Here is a 17,148-nt window from a genome sequence, read left to right as displayed (position 1 = left end):
GATTAATCTACGCCAAATCCTTCAAACCGTAAACCCCATGGACACCCCCACCCGAACCCTCCCCCGTCAAGGGGGAGGGAATGGCCGTCCATCCGCTGTTGCGAGTGCTTTCTCCCCTCCCCTGGTGGGAGGGGTTGGGGGAGGGGGAAAATGTGGCATACCGGAGGTCTCTGGTGGGATCCAAAGGAAAGATGCTGACAAGTTTTAAATTGGGACTCCAGATCAGTGATTTTTGAAATCCCGGTGTGATGTTCAATCCCTGTCTCACAGAGGCCGTATCCATCGGACGATTGAAACTCAAGATGATAGGTTGGTTCACCGGCACGCCCTGATCTCCATCTCCAGGTGAGTGGTCAGTCAGGCATACGAACCATTGAGGTTCTACTTCCAGCAATGCATATCCGAAATCGTTGTTGTCCAGGGGCCAGTTAGGAAGAACATTAACCATTTCTCCTTCTTGTCCCGGATCCGTTTCGACGCTGAAACTGTCATTTCCCACCTTAAGTCCCCATCGAATCGAGGCCACCCCTTCCAGCCGTTCTTCAGCCAGGAGAGGAAGCTTTTCACCGGGTTTTCCCCAGACCCATTTCCGATCCTGGTCTGAAGTGGGTTTGATGATGATCACTTCGGGATCGGTGGGAACCGGGGGCAATTCCAGGTTCTTCTGTTTGCTGTATGGCCCCCATGACCAGTCCAGATGATCCACACTCCCTTTCTCCCAGAGACAGCCATGCAGCGATGCCCACAGCTCATTGTCTGCCATCCTTTGGGAATAGAACATATGGGTCTTTGTTTTCAGAGAATCAAACCAGACCTGTGCGTTTCCCACCATCACTGTTCTTGGTTCCTCCGAGTCCACCATCCAGTCGTTGTCTCCGTCATAGAGTGGACGGCGATCAAAATCCAGATTTCCGTTCTCGTCCTGGAGCACCGGAGCCCAGTTTGTCCAGAAGTAATCATGATGGGCTTTTTCGTGCACCACGGTCATTCCCATGAGGTCAATTCCTTCATACGTTTCATCGCTGTTGTATTGATGTCCTGCACCCGAAGCCAGAGAGGTCACGAACACGCCGTTGTCACCAGGCTGATAGCACCCTCCAGGGAGTTCCAGACCCTGGACATTGCAATCCGAGGGGGATTGCAGGAATCGGATCTTATCGGGTGTCCATCCGACGGCATCGGCGATCACCTGTCTCCAGTAGTAAAACCATGCAGGCCAATTTGTCCCTTCGATCACCGCATTTTTCTCAAAGTAAATTGCCACAGGAACCAGCGCGCGCTTCTTTTTCCCTTGAGGGGTGATCTTCAGATATTGGACCTGTGGGCCTTCGTATTGCTTTTCCCATTCCCGGCGGACCTTTTCGGGGAGGAGGTGTTGTTTTTTCAATTTGTAGAGTTTGATGATAGCGACTTCACGAATAGGATACCAGTCTTTTTTCCGTTTGGACCATGGAGAGACAGGGACCTTGATTTTTGTTTTGTCGTTCACAAGTTCAAGAAGGGTCTGAATGGCTTCTTTTGATGTGTCTCGAATACTCACCACGGCATCTTCTCTCACGCCCCATGGGTATCGTTTGTCCTTTGCGACGGCGAGGAGGGAATCTCTGAATTCTTCATACCAGAAGGAACTTGCCTGGATGATGAGCCAGCCCCGGTACATCCGGCTCAGGTTTTTCTTCTTCAACTCCGACCGAATGAAGTCTTTGGCACACTCCATGCCTTTGAGAGACCAGGGGAAAGTTTTCTGTGGAAGCAGATCCTGATGTTTATCGTAAAATCGAATGTCCTCCACGATGATTTTCATCTTATCCTCGCAAGTTAGGTAATTCCCGATGCGGTAGAGCACGTTTTTCAGGAATCCAGACCGTTCAGCACCTTCTTCTATGGCCTTTTGGTGAGTCCACTCTTGCAACTCTTGAAAATACGTAATTGCTTCCTCTCGCGAACTGACCTCCTTCCATCTTCCGTAAGGAGAACCAGACTTTGGGCTTGGGCTTCGAACCATCTCACAGGTGTAATCCGTAGGTTCATCATACTGCTGTGCCTCCAGTCTCCCCACAATTCCCAGCACCACCCATCCCATCAACATCCACCGATACATGACCCAACCTCCTTGTTTCACGTCTCCATGATTAATTTACGCAAAACTTTTCAAACCGTAAACCCCCATTCCCATTGCCAGGGAAAAGAAGGTGAAATGGATAATCCCTCCCTCACCGAACTCGTATCCATGGGGCGGGAAAAAGAAAGAACAATCGGCGAAATCACCGGCACCCCCTGATCTCCGCTTTTGGGTGAGTGGTCAGTCAGGCATACGAACCATTGAGGCTCTACTTCCAGCAATGCATATCCGAAATCGTTGTTGTCCAGGGGCCAGTTAGGAAGAACATTAACCATTTCTCCTTCTTGTCCCGGATCCGTTTCGACGCTGAAACTGTCATTTCCCACCTTAAGTCCCCATCGAATCGAGGCCACCCCTTCCAGCCGTTCTTCAGCCAGGAGAGGGAGTTTTTCTCCGGGTTTTCCCCAGACCCATTTCCGATCCTGATCTGAGGTGGGTTTGATGATGATCACTTCGGGATCGGTGGGAACCGGGGGCAATTCCAGGTCCTTCTGTTTGCTGTATGGCCCCCACGACCAGTCCAGATGATCCACACTCCCTTTCTCCCAGAGACAGCCATGCAGCGATGCCCACAGCTCATTGTCTGCCATCCTTTGGGAATAGAACATATGGGTCTTTGTTTTCAGAGAATCAAACCAGACCTGTGCGTTTCCCACCATCACTGTTCTTGGTTCCTCCGAGTCCACCATCCAGTCGTTGTCTCCGTCATAGAGCGGTCGGCGATCAAAATCCAGATTGCCATTTTCGTCCTGGAGCACCGGAGCCCAGTTTGTCCAGAAGTAATCATGATGGGCTTTTTCGTGCACCACGGTCATTCCCATGAGGTCAATTCCTTCATACGTTTCATCGCTGTTGTATTGATGTCCTGCACCCGAAGCCAGAGAGGTCACGAACACGCCGTTGTCACCAGGCTGATAGCACCCTCCAGGGAGTTCCAGACCCTGGACATTGCAATCCGAGGGGGATTGCAGGAATCGGATCTTATCGGGTGTCCATCCGACGGCATCGGCGATCACCTGTCTCCAGTAGTAAAACCATGCAGGCCAATTTGTCCCTTCGATCACCGCATTTTTCTCAAAGTAAATTGCCACAGGAACCAGCGCGCGCTTCTTTTTCCCTTGAGGGGTGATCTTCAGATATTGGACCTGTGGGCCTTCGTATTGCTTTTCCCATTCCCGGCGGACCTTTTCGGGGAGGAGGTGTTGTTTTTTCAATTTGTAGAGTTTGATGATAGCGACTTCACGAATAGGATACCAGTCTTTTTTCCGTTTGGACCATGGAGAGACAGGGACTTTGATTTTTGTTTTGTCGTTCACAAGTTCAAGAAGGGTCTGAATGGCTTCTTTTGATGTGTCTCGAATACTCACCACGGCATCTTCTCTCACGCCCCATGGGTATCGTTTGTCCTTTGCGACGGCGAGGAGGGAATCTCTGAATTCTTCATACCAGAAGGAACTTGCCTGGATGATGAGCCAGCCCCGGTACATCCGGCTCAGGTTTTTCTTCTTCAACTCCGACCGAATGAAGTCTTTGGCACACTCCATGCCTTTGAGTTGCCACGGATACGTCTCGGGAAGCATATCCTCATGCTTCCTGTAAAACTCCAGATCCCTTTGAATAATCTTGAGCTTGTCCTCACAGGTCAAATATTGCCCCACAACCCGAAAAGCAATGCTGATCCAGGTTGATGCGTATCTTCCTGTCTCCATCGCTTCCTGGAACGAGTAATCCTGCAGTTTTCTGAAATACTCAAGCGCCTGTTCCCTGCTCTTAATCCTTCTTTTCACATCGTCCCATCCCTTCTGAATATCGGACAGCTTCAACTTTTTGTTGGTGCCTCTTACCTTGCTACAGGTGTAGTCTTCAGGTTGCATGGATTGCCCGTAGACCCTGGAAGGTAGGGTAAAAACCATAGCCACCACCCATCCCATCAACATCCACCGATACATAACCCAACCTCCTTATTTCACGTCTCCATGTTTAATTTACGCCAACTCCTTCAAACCGTAAACCCCTTCCAAAGGAATCTTTCTCCCCTCCCCTGGTGGGAGGCGTTGAGGGGGTTGTGGGCGGTATCGCGCACGATGGTGGTGTCGAGGGAGACGGTGTAGGTGGTGGCATACCAGAGGTCTCTGGTGGTGTCGGTGGGGCGGATGGTCACGGTTTTGAGGTCCGAGGTCCATTCCCATTGCCAGAGAAAAGAAGGTGAAATGGATAATCCCGCCCTCACCGAACTCGTATCCATGGGGCGGGAAAAAGAAAGAACAATCGGCGAAATCACCGGCACCCCCTGATCTCCGTCACCAGGAGAGTGGGAAAGAAGGCATACACCCCCGGGTTTAACCCAGAACCAGTGATTCTCGTCCGCTCCCGCTTCAATCCCCACCATTCTCCCCTGATCATCCCGATGGGGTATCGTTCGGGGATCACGGTCCAGTTCATGCCCCGCCTGGTCCCGAAGGGTCCCTCCGATCACAAGGTAAACCTTCCCCGTGTCTCCTTTCGACGCATCCCCAGGAATCAAAATCTCACCATCCCAGAAACTCTCCGGATTTCCATCCCCGTCCACGTCGCGATCTTCCCATCTTCCATCCACACGACTCACAACGTATTCCCTTCCCGTGTTCTCATATCTCACCCAAATCTCCAGATCCCGATTCGAAGGATCCAGAGGTTCCGAAAACAGCAACCACAGGTCAACAGCCTGGCCCTGAACCAGGGTGTCTCTCTGGCTCACAATCAGGTCCCCGAGATTGTTTTCGTCCACGCCGCTCGACGGCCATCCGGCCAGGTATCCCTTCGCCCCCTGTCCCATCACCACCATCTCCACATACGGCCCAAAATTGTCCACCACCATGCGCTGAACCAGTGTATCACAGTTCCCCTGAATGTCGCATCCCCATGCGTGGATCTCCACGATTCCATCTCCGGTCTTTGCCTCCGCCGGCGTGGTGGCATTCCCTCCGTTCCACTGTTCTCCGGCTCTCAGTTTGGTGTTCCAGAATTGGTCTTCACTTCCTGTGTTGGTCACGATATACCACATCCGCATGGGACTCATGGAGCTCCATTGGGAATGGTACACGAGGTTCCAGGTCTTATCGCGCATGCTGTTGAAGCGGACGGCTTCGTGGGTGTGGAAGGGTTGAGATTGATTGGGCCGGTGGAGGTTGAATCCGACGCGGTAGAGGCCTGTGTGGCTGGTTCCGAGGCTTTGAGGGTCCCGGGCTTTGGCGACGAGATCGACTTTGCCCCAGAGGGTGTCGAGGGTCTGGATGTTGTTGTCATGGTGCACGACGCGCAGGGACTCGATGTCGGGTGGGGCGGTATCGGTGTAGGGATCCAGTCCCCCACCTCGCAGGGGATTGAGCCCGCCATCCGCTTCTTCGAAGTGGAGGTGTTCGTTCCAGCAGTTGTTCGCGGCCTGTGTGTGGCCGACAACATCACCGGGATACAGGGTATCGCCCGCCTCCACCCCATCGGCGGGGCGGGTGTGAACGAAGTCGAAACCGGTACCGTTTAGAGTTTCCGTTACAACGGTTGTATCATTACTTCCGCAGGTACGTGTTGGTACGATCGCAACATACCTTACCACAAGCGTTTCGTGTGCGTATACGTCAAATGAGCCGGGAATATCGACACCTGAGTGGAGATGCGGGGGATTTGCACGGTATTCTCCAACCGTGCCAGAGATTGAATGTTGAGAAGTTTGTGGGAGCAGAGGCCAGGGATAAAGCAGTAGAGTCAACATCACGGTTCCGCTCATGGGTTGCCTCCAGGTGGGGAAAATTTCAACGTGTCTTCTTCCAATGGGCGAAAGGATGAAAGTCGAAGAACCTTTTCACCTTGAATTTTTTTAGTTCGCGGTCGAAGGATTACGATGAGTTCCTTATCGGAAACATGTGCATCCGTTACGTTGTAGAAGTCATCGGGAAGGAATGTGTCCACTACAAATACCTGCTCGTCCTGAAAAAGGAGCCCAAGGACCTCTTTCATGGGTTGACGGGTAGCCGATCCTGAGGTACGCCAGTTTAAGGGCAAATCCGAGAAATCAAACACGATCAGAGAATCTCTGAAGATAACATCGAAATACCCCCGTCCTTCGAGGACGATATGCTTCTTCTCGCTGAAAACCTCAACAGGTCCTTCAGGCCACGTGGAAATGGGTCCTCCCACGAAAAACCTGGCAAGCGTATCTGCATACCATGAGGAAAAGTCTCCTTTTGCGCACCATTTCTTCTCGCCTTTATCGGTGAAGTAACATGCTACCGAACCACGTTGTCCTCCTTCGGCTCCGAGGAACTGTTCGCAAAATCCTATCAGTACTGTCCCGTTTTCCAGGTCGTCTACAAAGAATGCCTTGCACCATGGATCCTTGGGCTCGCCTCCCAGTTCCCGAAAGGTATACTTATGGAGAGTTTTTCCGTTCTGGATGAACGCAATGCCATCGGGGAGGGGATGAACTTCCACTCCGTTTTTGAGGACAAAAACTCTGGATTTCGGAGGTGCTCCCGGCGTCGGCGGTTCAGCCACCATCATCCATACCCAGAATGCAAGGATCATATCAAACCTCCTGGTTGGACGGTTGTCTTATCAAGATAGACCAAACCCTGTGAATCGTAAACCCCTTCCAGCCGTTCTTCAGCCAGGAGAGGAAGCTTTTCACCGGGTTTTCCCCAGACCCATTTCCGATCCTGGTCTGAAGTGGGTTTGATGATGATCACTTCGGGATCGGTGAGAACCGGGGGCAATTCCAGGTTCTTCTGTTTGCTGTATGGCCCCCATGACCAGTCCAGATGATCCACACTCCCTTTTTCCCAGAGACACTCGTGCAAATACGCCCACAGTTCGTTGTCATCCACAGGTTGCATATAAAACCTGTGCGTTTGGGGGTTACGTGGGTTAAACCACACCTGTGCATTTCCCACCATCACCGTGTTGGGTTCCAGAGAATCCACCATCAAATCTCTGTCGTGATCAAACAGTGGAATGCGGTTCAGGTCGATTCCCCCATTCTCATCCTGCAGCAATGGAGCCCAGTTTGTCCAGAAATAGTCGTAATGAGCTTTTTCATGCAGTACCGTTACCCCCATCAGATCAATCCCTTCGTACCGACGATCGCTTCCATAAGGTCCATCCGCTTCCGCTGCAAGAGGGGTGACGTACACCGCGTCGCCCCCCAGAAAATAACAGCCAATAACGTCTCTGGAACCCCTGTGGGGACACTGGTATGAGGAGGTAAGGTACAGGATTTTGTGTTCGGGAAATCCAACCGCATTTGCAATCACCTGCTTCCAGTAATAATACCATGCAGGCCAGTTTTGCTGGACTTCGGCATCTTTGGCATAATAAATTGCTACCGGGACAAGGGCACGTTTCTTTAAAGGTGGTGAATTCTGTGTCAGAAGGGTGGGTCTGTTCTGAGCTTTAGGAACTTCATAAGATTCCCATTCTTTACGGATTCTCTCTGGAAGGCGATCCTGTTTTTTCATGTAATACAGAGTAATGATTGCTACTTCCCGTATAGGATACCAGTCCTTCATAGGTTTTGGCTTCACGCGTCCACCGACCGGGATTTTAAACTTCGTTTTGTCGTTTGCCAATTCAACGAGAGTTTGGATTACTTTTTCCGAGGTGTCATGCAGAGGAATACTCAAGACGGCGAGTTGTCTCACGCCCCATGGGTATCGTTTGTCCTTTGCGACGGCGAGGAGGGAATCTCTGAATTCTTCATACCAGAAATAGCTTGCCTGGACGATGAGCCATCCCCGGTACATCCGGCTCAGGTTTTTCTTCTTCAACTCCGATCGAATAAAGTCCTTCGCACACTCCATGCCTTTCAGTTGCCACGGATACGTCTCGGGAAGCATATCCTCATGCTTCCTGTAAAACTCCAGATCCCTTTGAATAATCTTGAGCTTGTCCTCACAGGTCAAATATTGCCCCACAACCCGAAAAGCAATGCTGATCCAGGTTGATGCGTATCTTCCTGTCTCCATCGCTTCCTGGAACGAGTAATCCTGCAGTTTTCTGAAATACTCAAGCGCCTGTTCTCTGCTCTTAATCCTTCTTTTCACATCGTCCCATCCCTTCTGAATATCGGACAGCTTCAACTTTTTGCTGGTGCCTCTTACCTTGCTACAGGTGTAGTCTTCAGGTTGCATGGATTGCCCGTAGACCCTGGAAGGTAGGGTAAAAACCATAGCCACCACCCCTCCCATCAACATCCACCGATGCATGACCCAACCTCCTTGTTTCACGTCTCCATGTTTAATTTACGCAAAACCTTTCAAACCGTAAACCTCATGGACACCCCCACCCGAACCCTCCCCCGTCAAGGGGGAGGGAATGGCCGTCCATCCGCTGTTGCGAGTGACCCGTCCGGAAAAACGTTTACATTTTTGGGTGTATCATAGGGGGGTCGGGGGAGGAGAAGAAATGTCTGGAAAAAGCAAGAAAAAACGGTACACGGAAGCCTTCAAACTTCAGGTGGTCCGGGAATATGAGGAAGGGGCTTCGCTATCATCCCTCCGGAGGAAGTATGGCATTGGAGGCACCATGACGATCAAGCGGTGGATTGAGCAATACAGCGTGCATCCACCTGTAACTTCGGGAACGGAAAACGACGCCGAAGCCGAGATCCGGAAACTCCGTCGCCGGATTGCCTGGATGGAGAAAACCATCGCCCGTCTGGCCGTGGAAAAGGCCGTTCTGGAAGGTACGCTGGAGATCTATCAGGAGACGTATGGAAAGGACCTCGCGAAAAAAAACGGACGGAGATCATCGAACGGGCGAGAGAAAAAGGAGGACCGGGGGTGACGGTGGAAGCCGTATGCAGAGCCATGGGGATCACCCGCCAGGCGTACTATCAGAAGAAGCGTCGGGAGAAACGAAGGCGAGAAGAGGAGGAGAAGGTTATCTTCATGGTCCAGATGATCCGGAGGAAGCACCCCCGGATGGGCGGGCGAAAACTTCTTGTGAAGTTGAAGCCCTTTCTGGAACGAGAAGGGATCCGGATGGGACGGGACAGGCTGTATGCCCTTCTTCGAGAGACGGATCTGACGGTGCCATCCCCGCGATCCCGGGTTCGGACCACAAGATCCGGAGATCAGACTTTTCCCAATCGTCTGAAGGGTTTCTGGGTCACGGGTCCGGACCAGGTGTGGGTGGCAGATATCACGTTTTTGCCGGTGGGCGGGGATTTCCGGTATCTGTTTGTTGTAATGGACCTGTACAGCCGGAAGATCGTGGGATGGAGGGTGGGTCGGAGCCTGGAGGGGACCTATGCGCTGGAGGCACTGCAGATGGCGGTGGAAGGCGCGTTGTGGAAGCGGGAGGGGATGGTGCATCACAGCGACCATGGGGTGCAGTACACGAACCGGCGGTACGTGGAGTATCTGGAAAGGCAGGGAATTCAGGCGAGCATGGGTCGGAAGGGGAATGCGTAGAGTACCCCACGGCGTTTCCTGAAGGAAACGCCGTGGGGGCCCAGCGGGCGATTGGGACGTTGAAGGGGGAGTATGGGCTTGGGGAGGGATTTCCGGACGAGGGGTCGTTGCGTCGGGCGGTGGAAGAGGCGATCAGGCTGTACAACACGGATCGTCCTCACGAGGCGTTGGGGTATGCGACACCGGAGGAGGTGTACAGAGGAGAGGTTGTCATTCCAGCTTTTGAAGCCATCAAAGCATCCGGGAGGCCATCATGAACCGACTCCCCCCTTCCGGATGTAAACATATAGCCGGACGGGACAACGAAATATCATGTTGCTTACCACTGGAGTAATGTGTACCCGGAACCGTATTATTCTTACTACAAAAACGGTCGATGGTATCCGGCTCGGGTAGGATGCGATCTGAACAACACGGATGGAACGATTGTGGAAGGCGCCGTGATGCAGGTTTTCTGGGATATCTGGGATCACGACACCACCCCGGACCTGGACGGTGTGATCCTGGACGATGAGGGATATGGGCGGCTTCCAGGACAACAACAGCCAGGGCTGAAAATCAAGGCGGTCCTGAGTACCTATCAACCCGAAGATATCGTTTCTTTTCTGAATGGATGGGAAGTTCTGCATTCAGAGCATCCTGTTCGAAAGATGGCGGAAGTGACGTTATATGGCCATCCGATTGCGCGGCCGGTGGTCCATGCGGAGGCGCTGGATGAAGAGCGCGTACGGGTCTGGTGGGACAATCCTGTTCTTGGTTCTCAGGTGGGACGCGTGGGGGTGAAACTTTCCACCGGGCTTCTTCGAATCCATCCGTGGGGAGAAAACGGGGATACGTTGCAAGGCATACTCAACCCTGTGGGATCGGAGGACACGGTGTGGGCTGAACAGTGGCTGAATGACACCGTGTGGGTGGCGGCTCCTTTTCTTGTCGATCGCCTCAACGCTCCCGGCAATCCTCAACTCACCATCACCGATTCGGGACTTTCTTTCACCTGGCTGGATCGTTCGTCCTATGAGACACAATATTCGGTGAGGTTCTGGTTAAGAACGTGGCGTGGAGACACCCTTGTGTGGGACGAGAAGATTGCTGATGCCAACGGCACGAGCGGCTTCATCGCCTGGACAGACAGCACGTGGAACCACATTCCGTTCGGCACCGGAACGAACGCCATCTCGAGGTTCGTTCCGCGGTCAGAGCGCGGGGGCTTGAATTTTCGGAAGTTTTTCTTTACCTTCCAGACATGACGAAAAGGCGGGGATGGTTGGTTCTGGTTTTGACGGTTCTTTCTCTCGGCATGCGGTGTTCCGCGCCGACGAAGGAGGAACCTTCAACGAATCAGGGCTGTCTGAACGGAGATCCCATCAACGTGTCGTGTGATACGCTATATTCCGCGTCTCCCGATATGGTTTCAGACTCGGGAGGGAATCTTTATCTCGTTTGGGGATCGACGACGTCAGCGTATGATTACGGCAATCTGAGGTGTGTTTTTCGTGCACGGATTCAGGGAGAATGGACAGATGTGGATACAGTTTCAACGGGACCGACATGGGGGTGTTTTGTCGCCGTCGACCGGTGGGGACGGGTGCATGTGGTGTGGGAGGAATACATGGATGATACAACGGCGATTAATCCACCTATGATGGTGATGTATCGCATGCGAGACGTAGATGGGACCTGGATGGCTCCGGAGACCGTGAAAGCGAACAACATTGGGATCCAACAGGCGCGTGTGGGTGTGGATCCGGCGGGGCGGGTGCATGTGATCTGGGGAGGGCATTATGCCTCAAGGTCGCCCGATGGGGTGTGGGATGTGTATGAAGAAAACGTTCCCATCGGACTCAATCCCTTCATGACCGTGGACTCAACGGGCGGGGTGCATGTGGTGTGGGGAGCCTCGGGGTTTGGGGATGTGCTTCAATGTTCGGTTCGCACACCATCAGGAACATGGGAAACCTATCCGGTGGGGAGAATGGATGCGGCACCTCACGGGATCAGCCTGTTTCAGGGACGGGTGTGGGTTTGTGGCCTGCTCCGGGGTACAGATCCCACGCCGAGGGATGTGGAAGTGGTGTGTTACTGGGGGCAAAAGGGAGATTGGATCGAGGTGCCGAGACCGGCGAATTACGGGGCTTATGACGTGGCGACCGTGGGAGGAGAAAGAGAGGCCGTTGTGGTGTACTGGGGTCATGTGGAAGGGGCCGATGGGGATACGCTCAACATGGCGGTGCGATTTTTTGATGGATCAGGCTGGAGCCCTGCGCGGGTCATCCGGAAGTTTGATCAGGGAAGACCGCCGGTGGTGTTTCAACCGGCGTGGGATAGCGTGGGGAGGCGATTTGCGGTGGTGTGGACAGAAAATCTGTACGATGAGGCGGAACGGTTTGGGCAATGGGATGTGTTGTTGACGTTTGTGGAACCGGGAGGTACACCATGAGGTCATGGGGTGTGTCTGTCGGTATGCTCCTTGGAGGGATATCGATTCTGAATGCATGGAGTCTTCCCGAACACGTTTATCTTACATGGAAGACGCCCGAGGTATGGCAAAGTGTTGATCCTGAGTTCTACCAGGCCTTGATGGACCTGTGGAGTGGAGACTACTGGACTCGATTTAATGCGGTCATGACGTGGCACGCCTATCTGTGGGGGGCGATGTTGCCCGATCTTCTGGATGAAGCGAGTCAACGGGGAGCTGCGAAGATCGTGAAGAATTTGTATGAGATTCAGGCTCCGTGTGTGGATGTGGAGGCTCCTCTTCGGATCAAAGAGAACACCTATTCCACCCTGGTCGACAGGCAAAACACCAATCGGCTGCGGCTGATTCGTTTCAATGACCCCAATGATCCGCCGCCGAATGCCAACGTAGCCAGGTTATGGCAGATGGTGCAGTATGCGCGGTCACGCACGGACTGGTCCCCCAAGAAGAAGGCCCTGATTTATGGCGCCTATGCTCACGTGATTCAGGATTTGTTTGTGCATATGGTGTATCAGCCTGCTCATGCAGGTTATGGGTATAACCTTCTTGGGTTTGTTCCGGAAGACGGGAACAGTTTCCTTGAGATCTACGAGATCTTTTTTGAGACGATGTCGCCAAGTTTTATTCCTCCTTCGGAAGTGGCAACGCCATTGAAGCTGATGTGGATCAATCTGATTACCAATGGATCCATTGTTCCCGGGGAATACGGGCCGATGGAAGTGTACAGGCGCGATGGTCGGCACTGGATGTCCATGTATCAGGATACGATTCTTCCATGGGTGCAGGGTTTTGTGGAAGCATTTCATGGGGTGGGATATCGTGCGAGCGGGATGACAGCGGAGCGGTTGTCAGCTCTTCTTGAAGGTTCAGCGATTCTGGCATTTCTTGTCATGGGTTACGAGAAAACGAATGCAACAGATGTGACGAACGTGGGATGGGCGATGCTGCATCCGGAGTGGAGTTTTTGGGATGTGAAAGAACACGAAGCCAATCGTTTGGCTCCTTATGTGGGTACCAGTGATCTGTGTTGGGGTGCTCTGGTGGGATGGGTCTCGAGATTTTTGCCTCCGCCGTATTCAGGAGCTTTGGCTACCTTGGGTATGGTGGCGTATCTTGTGGACAAGCTTCTGCACGATGAGGTGATCGAATATGGTCTACGGAACATGACCCTTCCGATTCAGCCTTTTGCGTTGAATTTTGACTGTATTGATGATCTTCCTGGAGGGTGGATGAGTTATTTGTCGGACACGACCAAATTTGACCAGCTTGCGTCGTGTGCGGTGGATCTGGATCAGGAGGAATACCAGCGGTATCGACGACATATTGCAGCGTGGCAGCGTTACAGCACGGTGTTGCCTCCCAATCAGCGATCGAGTTACCAGGGGCAATATCGGCTTCTTCTTTCTCCGGGGTGGAAGGCGGTGTATATGGATCGTTTTGCGGCGGGGCCGTCATCGGGAAGGTACTTTGACTATAATGGGAGGTGGGTGTTTTCACGGAAAGCGGGGGTGCTTGGAGGGATGTGGGATGTGCAGGGGAATGTGTTTCCTCAACCGGGGGTTTTTCGTCTGGATTTTCGAAGATACGATCCATCGTCGGGTCGGGCAACGTTGAGATACACGAATACCCCTGTCTATGTGGAAGACACACAGAACTGGCGGAAGGAAGTCTGGCTGAATTATGATTTGATCACGTTTGGACCAACACGGGTGTATGTGAAGCCGGTGAGTGATACGAACGTTGTGCTGGATTCGCTGGATTTTCGGTTCGTTGGTCGATATCAGGCGGAGGATCCGCGGGGTGGCTGGAATCATTTGCGGGTGGATCTTTCGGACTGGCTTGCGCCTCAGGGACCGCCTGCAAGAAGGGATACGTTGTTCTGGGAAGTGAAAACAGCGGAGATCAACAACTGGTCGGCTTTTCATCCCATGCTAAAATCGGATTATCGTGGACCATATCAGACGCGTCCGGAGATCCACAACAACGTGTTTTATCAGACGTATTTCAAGAACGGTGACCCTGTATGTCGTCCGGGCGAAGATCCCCTTCAGGACCCGAAGCATTACTGGCCCTACGTTCTTCCCGTGGAACCCAAACTCAACGCCCCCGGCAATCCCTCTCTCACCATCACCGATTCGGGGCTGGCGTTCTCGTGGGTCGATCGTTCGTCCTATGAGACGCGGTATTCGGTGGCCTTCTGGTTAAGGACGTGGGATGGGGATACGGTTGCGTGGGGTCAGAAGATTGCTGATGCCAACGGAACGAGCGGGTTCATCGCCTGGTCCGACAGCACATGGAATCATATACCACCGAATACCGGGACGAACGCCATCCGTATCGGCCTGTACGCTGCACGGGACACGGTCATCAACGGTACCAACCAACATTTTTACTCCGACGTTGTGTGGATCGATACTCTCATCGTCCCCAACCCCACCCTCGACGCCGCCACCATCACCGACTCCGGCATCCAGATCTCCTGGAACAACAAACCTTCCTGGGCCGTTCACGTGGCCGCAAGCATCCAGATGGCCGGCTCCGGCCGGGGTTATATCCTGGGCACCTCCTCTTCCGGAACCGGCACCATCCCCTGGAACGTCCCCCTCTGGAACGCCTTCCCCACCCTGGATGACACCGTCATCCTCTACCTTTATTCCCGCCGACCCCTCGGCCCCAACGGAAACCGTGCGTTGACTTCCCCACCACCTCCATCCCGCGAAACCCTCCGGATTCTCGACCCACCCGGCCATGTTCCCCTCTGGAGCGACTGCAGCGATTCCACGAAGATCAACATCCGGCTGGCCTATTACCCCAACGTTGCCAAAGGAAGCGGATTCGTGATCGAACGGACAACGCCGGGCGGGAGTTCCTGGAGCGTAATCGACACGGTGTGGAGTTCCACGGCGACACTGGTCCAGGACGTGCTTTCTCCGGGCCAGGCGTTTGAATACCGTGTTCGGAGTTTTCGGGCGTTCGGGCCGGATACCGCGTTTCGGCTTGTCCTTTCGGGGCCCAATTTCCGGAACGTGGGGTATGCGGAACACGCGCTGGACGGGGAGATAGGCCTGCCCAGTGCCGAACGGTTCACAAGAAACGCCCTGGCCTTTGCCTGGATCAACCAGAACGCACCGGCCTATTCATATTTCGGGTATCTCATGAGTTTCAGAGACAGCCGTCCCCGGTGTTTCAACTGGCCGGTGTGGGTGTCGGCAGGCGTGACCACCCGGGTGGATTCCCCCTGGGTCCCCATCCCACCTGTGGTGGCCGAACAGGGGAACACCGTGTGGGCAGCCCAGCTCCTCGGGAACGGGAACCTTTATATCCGCCGGTACGAGCGGAACGGGAACACGTGGACGGGGGTGGGAGAGATCACCGTTCCCCTTCAGGGCGTGGTGAAGGAACATGGTATGGGTGCAGGTGTAGACAGTCTCGGGCGGCTGTGGGTGGTGTTTGAGGATACCGCGGGTCTTCACGCCATCCGCGCCGTGATCTGGGACGGCGGGTCAGGATACACCTCCACCGTTCTGGATACCCTTGGAGGGAAGGAAGATCTCAAGGGTCCCCTCAGCGTGTCAGATGGTGTAGGCCGGTTCTGGGTGGCCGTTCCATGGAGGCTCGAGTCGAACAGACAAAGCGGTATCCGAATCTGGGAAGTGGCATCCGGTGTGCAGCAGGTGGGAATCAATAGGGACTTTACCGACTTTCCCTACGTGGACATCGCAGGACTTTCGCCGGGGATCGGCGTCGTGTACAGGTTTGATGACGGGCATCACAACACACGAGGCTGGCGGTATCAGACGGTAGGGCAGGAAGCCCTGGACCTCCCTGGCTCTTTCCGTGCCTGTGATCTTGAGGAGGCGGTGGGGTATGCGGTGGTCGTGTGCTCGCCGGAAGATTCCACGGCCAGCGTCCAGGCCTTTGTGATCGATGTGGCCAACAACCGGGTGTATCGAACCGTGGACCTGGGCCTTCCGGGCCTGGCCCATGCCGAGGTTCAGCCGGTGTATGCGGGGATGGACTTTCGGACCGGACGGACCCGGTATCGTCTGGACCTTTTCACCGCCCGCCGCCGACCGGGCCTGTATGGCGGTGTGGCCATCGACAGCACCAGCCTCGGCTATGTCTGGAGCACCTCCCCCGCTCCAGCGTCTCGCCAGGAAGGGCCTCCTTCCCTTCTCGGCGGAAATCCCGATACGTCCTGGATCGGGCTGTGGCGGGTGTCCACGCTGAACGACGGGGAAAACACCCGTCTGGTGGTGGAGGAAGCCGGGAAAGGCGGGTTTGTGGTGGCTGTGGCCCCCAGGATTCAGATCGGGACGGTGCTTCCGGACGATTCGGGTCTGGTGATCCACGCGGGCTTCGGCGGGGTGAAGGGGTCGATGGTGTGGGGCGATCTCCCTGTTCCCCTTGAAGGTTTCCGGACCGACCGGGTGGCGTATGAAGTGCTCGGTGGAGAAACCCCTTCACGGTGGCTTGTGGCCCGGGACGGAACGACGGGAGGAGAGGCGTTTGGACAGGACGTGGGGGATACGCTGGTGTATGCCATTCCGGTTTCGGGCTTTGAGGGCGTGGTGGATCTTTTGATGATGAAGGTGGAAAGCGACACGGTGTGGGCGGAACTTCTGGGGTGTGGGGCGGAGGCGATCCCGGTGGAATCGGGTGTGTGGAAGGGCGTACGGCTGCCGGTGTGTTCAGGCGCGGGGGACACGCTGAAGCTCCGGTTGTGGGGTGAGGAAGGGAAGGCGGTGGGCCTTCGTCGGATTGCCCTGTTCGGGAGTGGTCAGGTTCTGGCGTCGGTGGGGCGGGGCGAAGGACAGAGTGGGGTGATGGATGAGGACGTGCGTCCGGTGGTCCGGTTCGGCTGGGATCGGGGTCGGTTGATGCGGCAGGGCGTGCTGCGGGTGGGTGTGCCGGACGGTGGGGAGGTGTTGATTCGTGTGTGGGATGTGGTGGGACGGAAGCGGTATGAGGAGCGGCTTGTGATGAGGGAAGGGGGGTATGTGGAGCGGGATCTGGGGAAGGTGCTGAAAGGCGGTGTGCACGTGGTGGAGGTGAGGTGGAGGGATCGTGTGGACCGGGGACGGATCGTGGTGCCGTGAGCGGAA

12 protein-coding genes are annotated in these 17,148 nt (G+C 54.4%); 7 read left to right on the top strand and 5 right to left on the bottom strand.

Features of this window, described 5'->3' with window-relative positions:
* Positions 1-7: 7 nt before the first annotated feature.
* The 3 genes from AC6HU3_RS01170 to AC6HU3_RS01160 are packed head-to-tail and all read right to left on the bottom strand — an operon-like array spanning position 8 to position 5,171.
* Complete coding sequence (locus tag AC6HU3_RS01170) at positions 8-2,101, bottom strand: Ig-like domain-containing domain (RefSeq protein ID WP_497473979.1); 2,094 nt, start codon at positions 2,099-2,101, stop codon at positions 8-10.
* A 50-nt stretch (positions 2,102-2,151) separates the two neighbouring features.
* The gene (locus AC6HU3_RS01165) at positions 2,152-4,071 is read right to left on the bottom strand and encodes an Ig-like domain-containing domain (RefSeq protein WP_497473978.1); all 1,920 of its coding nucleotides are present in this window, start codon (positions 4,069-4,071) and stop codon (positions 2,152-2,154) included.
* Positions 4,072-4,121: 50 nt separating this feature from the next.
* A complete protein-coding gene (locus tag AC6HU3_RS01160) occupies positions 4,122-5,171 on the bottom strand; it encodes an Ig-like domain-containing domain (protein WP_497473977.1) in 1,050 nt (349 codons plus the stop codon).
* 24 nt (positions 5,172-5,195) lie between these two features.
* Here AC6HU3_RS01160 and AC6HU3_RS01155 point away from each other — a divergent pair, with 24 nt between their 5' ends.
* Positions 5,196-5,642 carry a hypothetical protein gene (locus tag AC6HU3_RS01155; RefSeq protein ID WP_497473976.1) on the top strand — a complete coding sequence of 149 codons (447 nt, stop codon included), beginning with the start codon at positions 5,196-5,198 and terminating at the stop codon, positions 5,640-5,642.
* A gap of 239 nt (positions 5,643-5,881) precedes the next feature.
* Here the strand turns inward: AC6HU3_RS01155 and AC6HU3_RS01150 are convergent, their stop codons facing one another.
* A complete protein-coding gene (locus tag AC6HU3_RS01150) occupies positions 5,882-6,682 on the bottom strand; it encodes a hypothetical protein (protein WP_497473975.1) in 801 nt (266 codons plus the stop codon).
* Complete coding sequence (locus tag AC6HU3_RS01145; RefSeq protein WP_497473974.1) at positions 6,679-8,358, bottom strand: hypothetical protein; 1,680 nt, start codon at positions 8,356-8,358, stop codon at positions 6,679-6,681. The genes AC6HU3_RS01150 and AC6HU3_RS01145 overlap by 4 nt, the downstream gene beginning before the upstream one ends.
* 199 nt (positions 8,359-8,557) lie before the next feature.
* On the opposite strand from AC6HU3_RS01145, the gene AC6HU3_RS01140 reads away from it, so the two are divergent.
* The 6 genes from AC6HU3_RS01140 (at position 8,558) to AC6HU3_RS01115 (ending at position 17,142) form a co-directional block, all read left to right on the top strand.
* On the top strand, positions 8,558-8,938 hold the full coding sequence (locus AC6HU3_RS01140) for a transposase (RefSeq protein ID WP_497473649.1): 381 nt from the start codon (positions 8,558-8,560) through the stop codon (positions 8,936-8,938).
* Positions 8,935-9,567: an IS3 family transposase gene (locus AC6HU3_RS01135; RefSeq protein ID WP_497473272.1), complete on the top strand. Its 633-nt coding sequence runs from the start codon at positions 8,935-8,937 to the stop codon at positions 9,565-9,567. Before AC6HU3_RS01140 ends, AC6HU3_RS01135 begins: the two co-directional genes overlap by 4 nt.
* Before the next feature lie 32 nt (positions 9,568-9,599).
* On the top strand, positions 9,600-9,824 hold the full coding sequence (locus AC6HU3_RS01130) for an integrase core domain-containing protein (RefSeq protein WP_497473271.1): 225 nt from the start codon (positions 9,600-9,602) through the stop codon (positions 9,822-9,824).
* 186 nt (positions 9,825-10,010) lie between these two features.
* Positions 10,011-10,814 (top strand): hypothetical protein, encoded by an 804-nt coding sequence (locus AC6HU3_RS01125; RefSeq protein ID WP_497473973.1) that lies wholly within the window; start codon positions 10,011-10,013, stop codon positions 10,812-10,814.
* A gap of 401 nt (positions 10,815-11,215) precedes the next feature.
* Positions 11,216-12,004 carry a hypothetical protein gene (locus AC6HU3_RS01120; protein ID WP_497473972.1) on the top strand — a complete coding sequence of 263 codons (789 nt, stop codon included), beginning with the start codon at positions 11,216-11,218 and terminating at the stop codon, positions 12,002-12,004.
* Positions 12,001-17,142, top strand: a complete 5,142-nt coding sequence (locus AC6HU3_RS01115) for a hypothetical protein (protein WP_497473971.1) — start codon at positions 12,001-12,003, stop codon at positions 17,140-17,142. Before AC6HU3_RS01120 ends, AC6HU3_RS01115 begins: the two co-directional genes overlap by 4 nt.
* Positions 17,143-17,148 lie beyond the last annotated feature (6 nt).

It is taken from the genome of Caldifarcimen microaerophilum (assembly GCF_055387105.1).
Note: the sequence above shows the minus strand (reverse complement) of the source record. Positions and strands in the feature narration are given on the sequence as shown.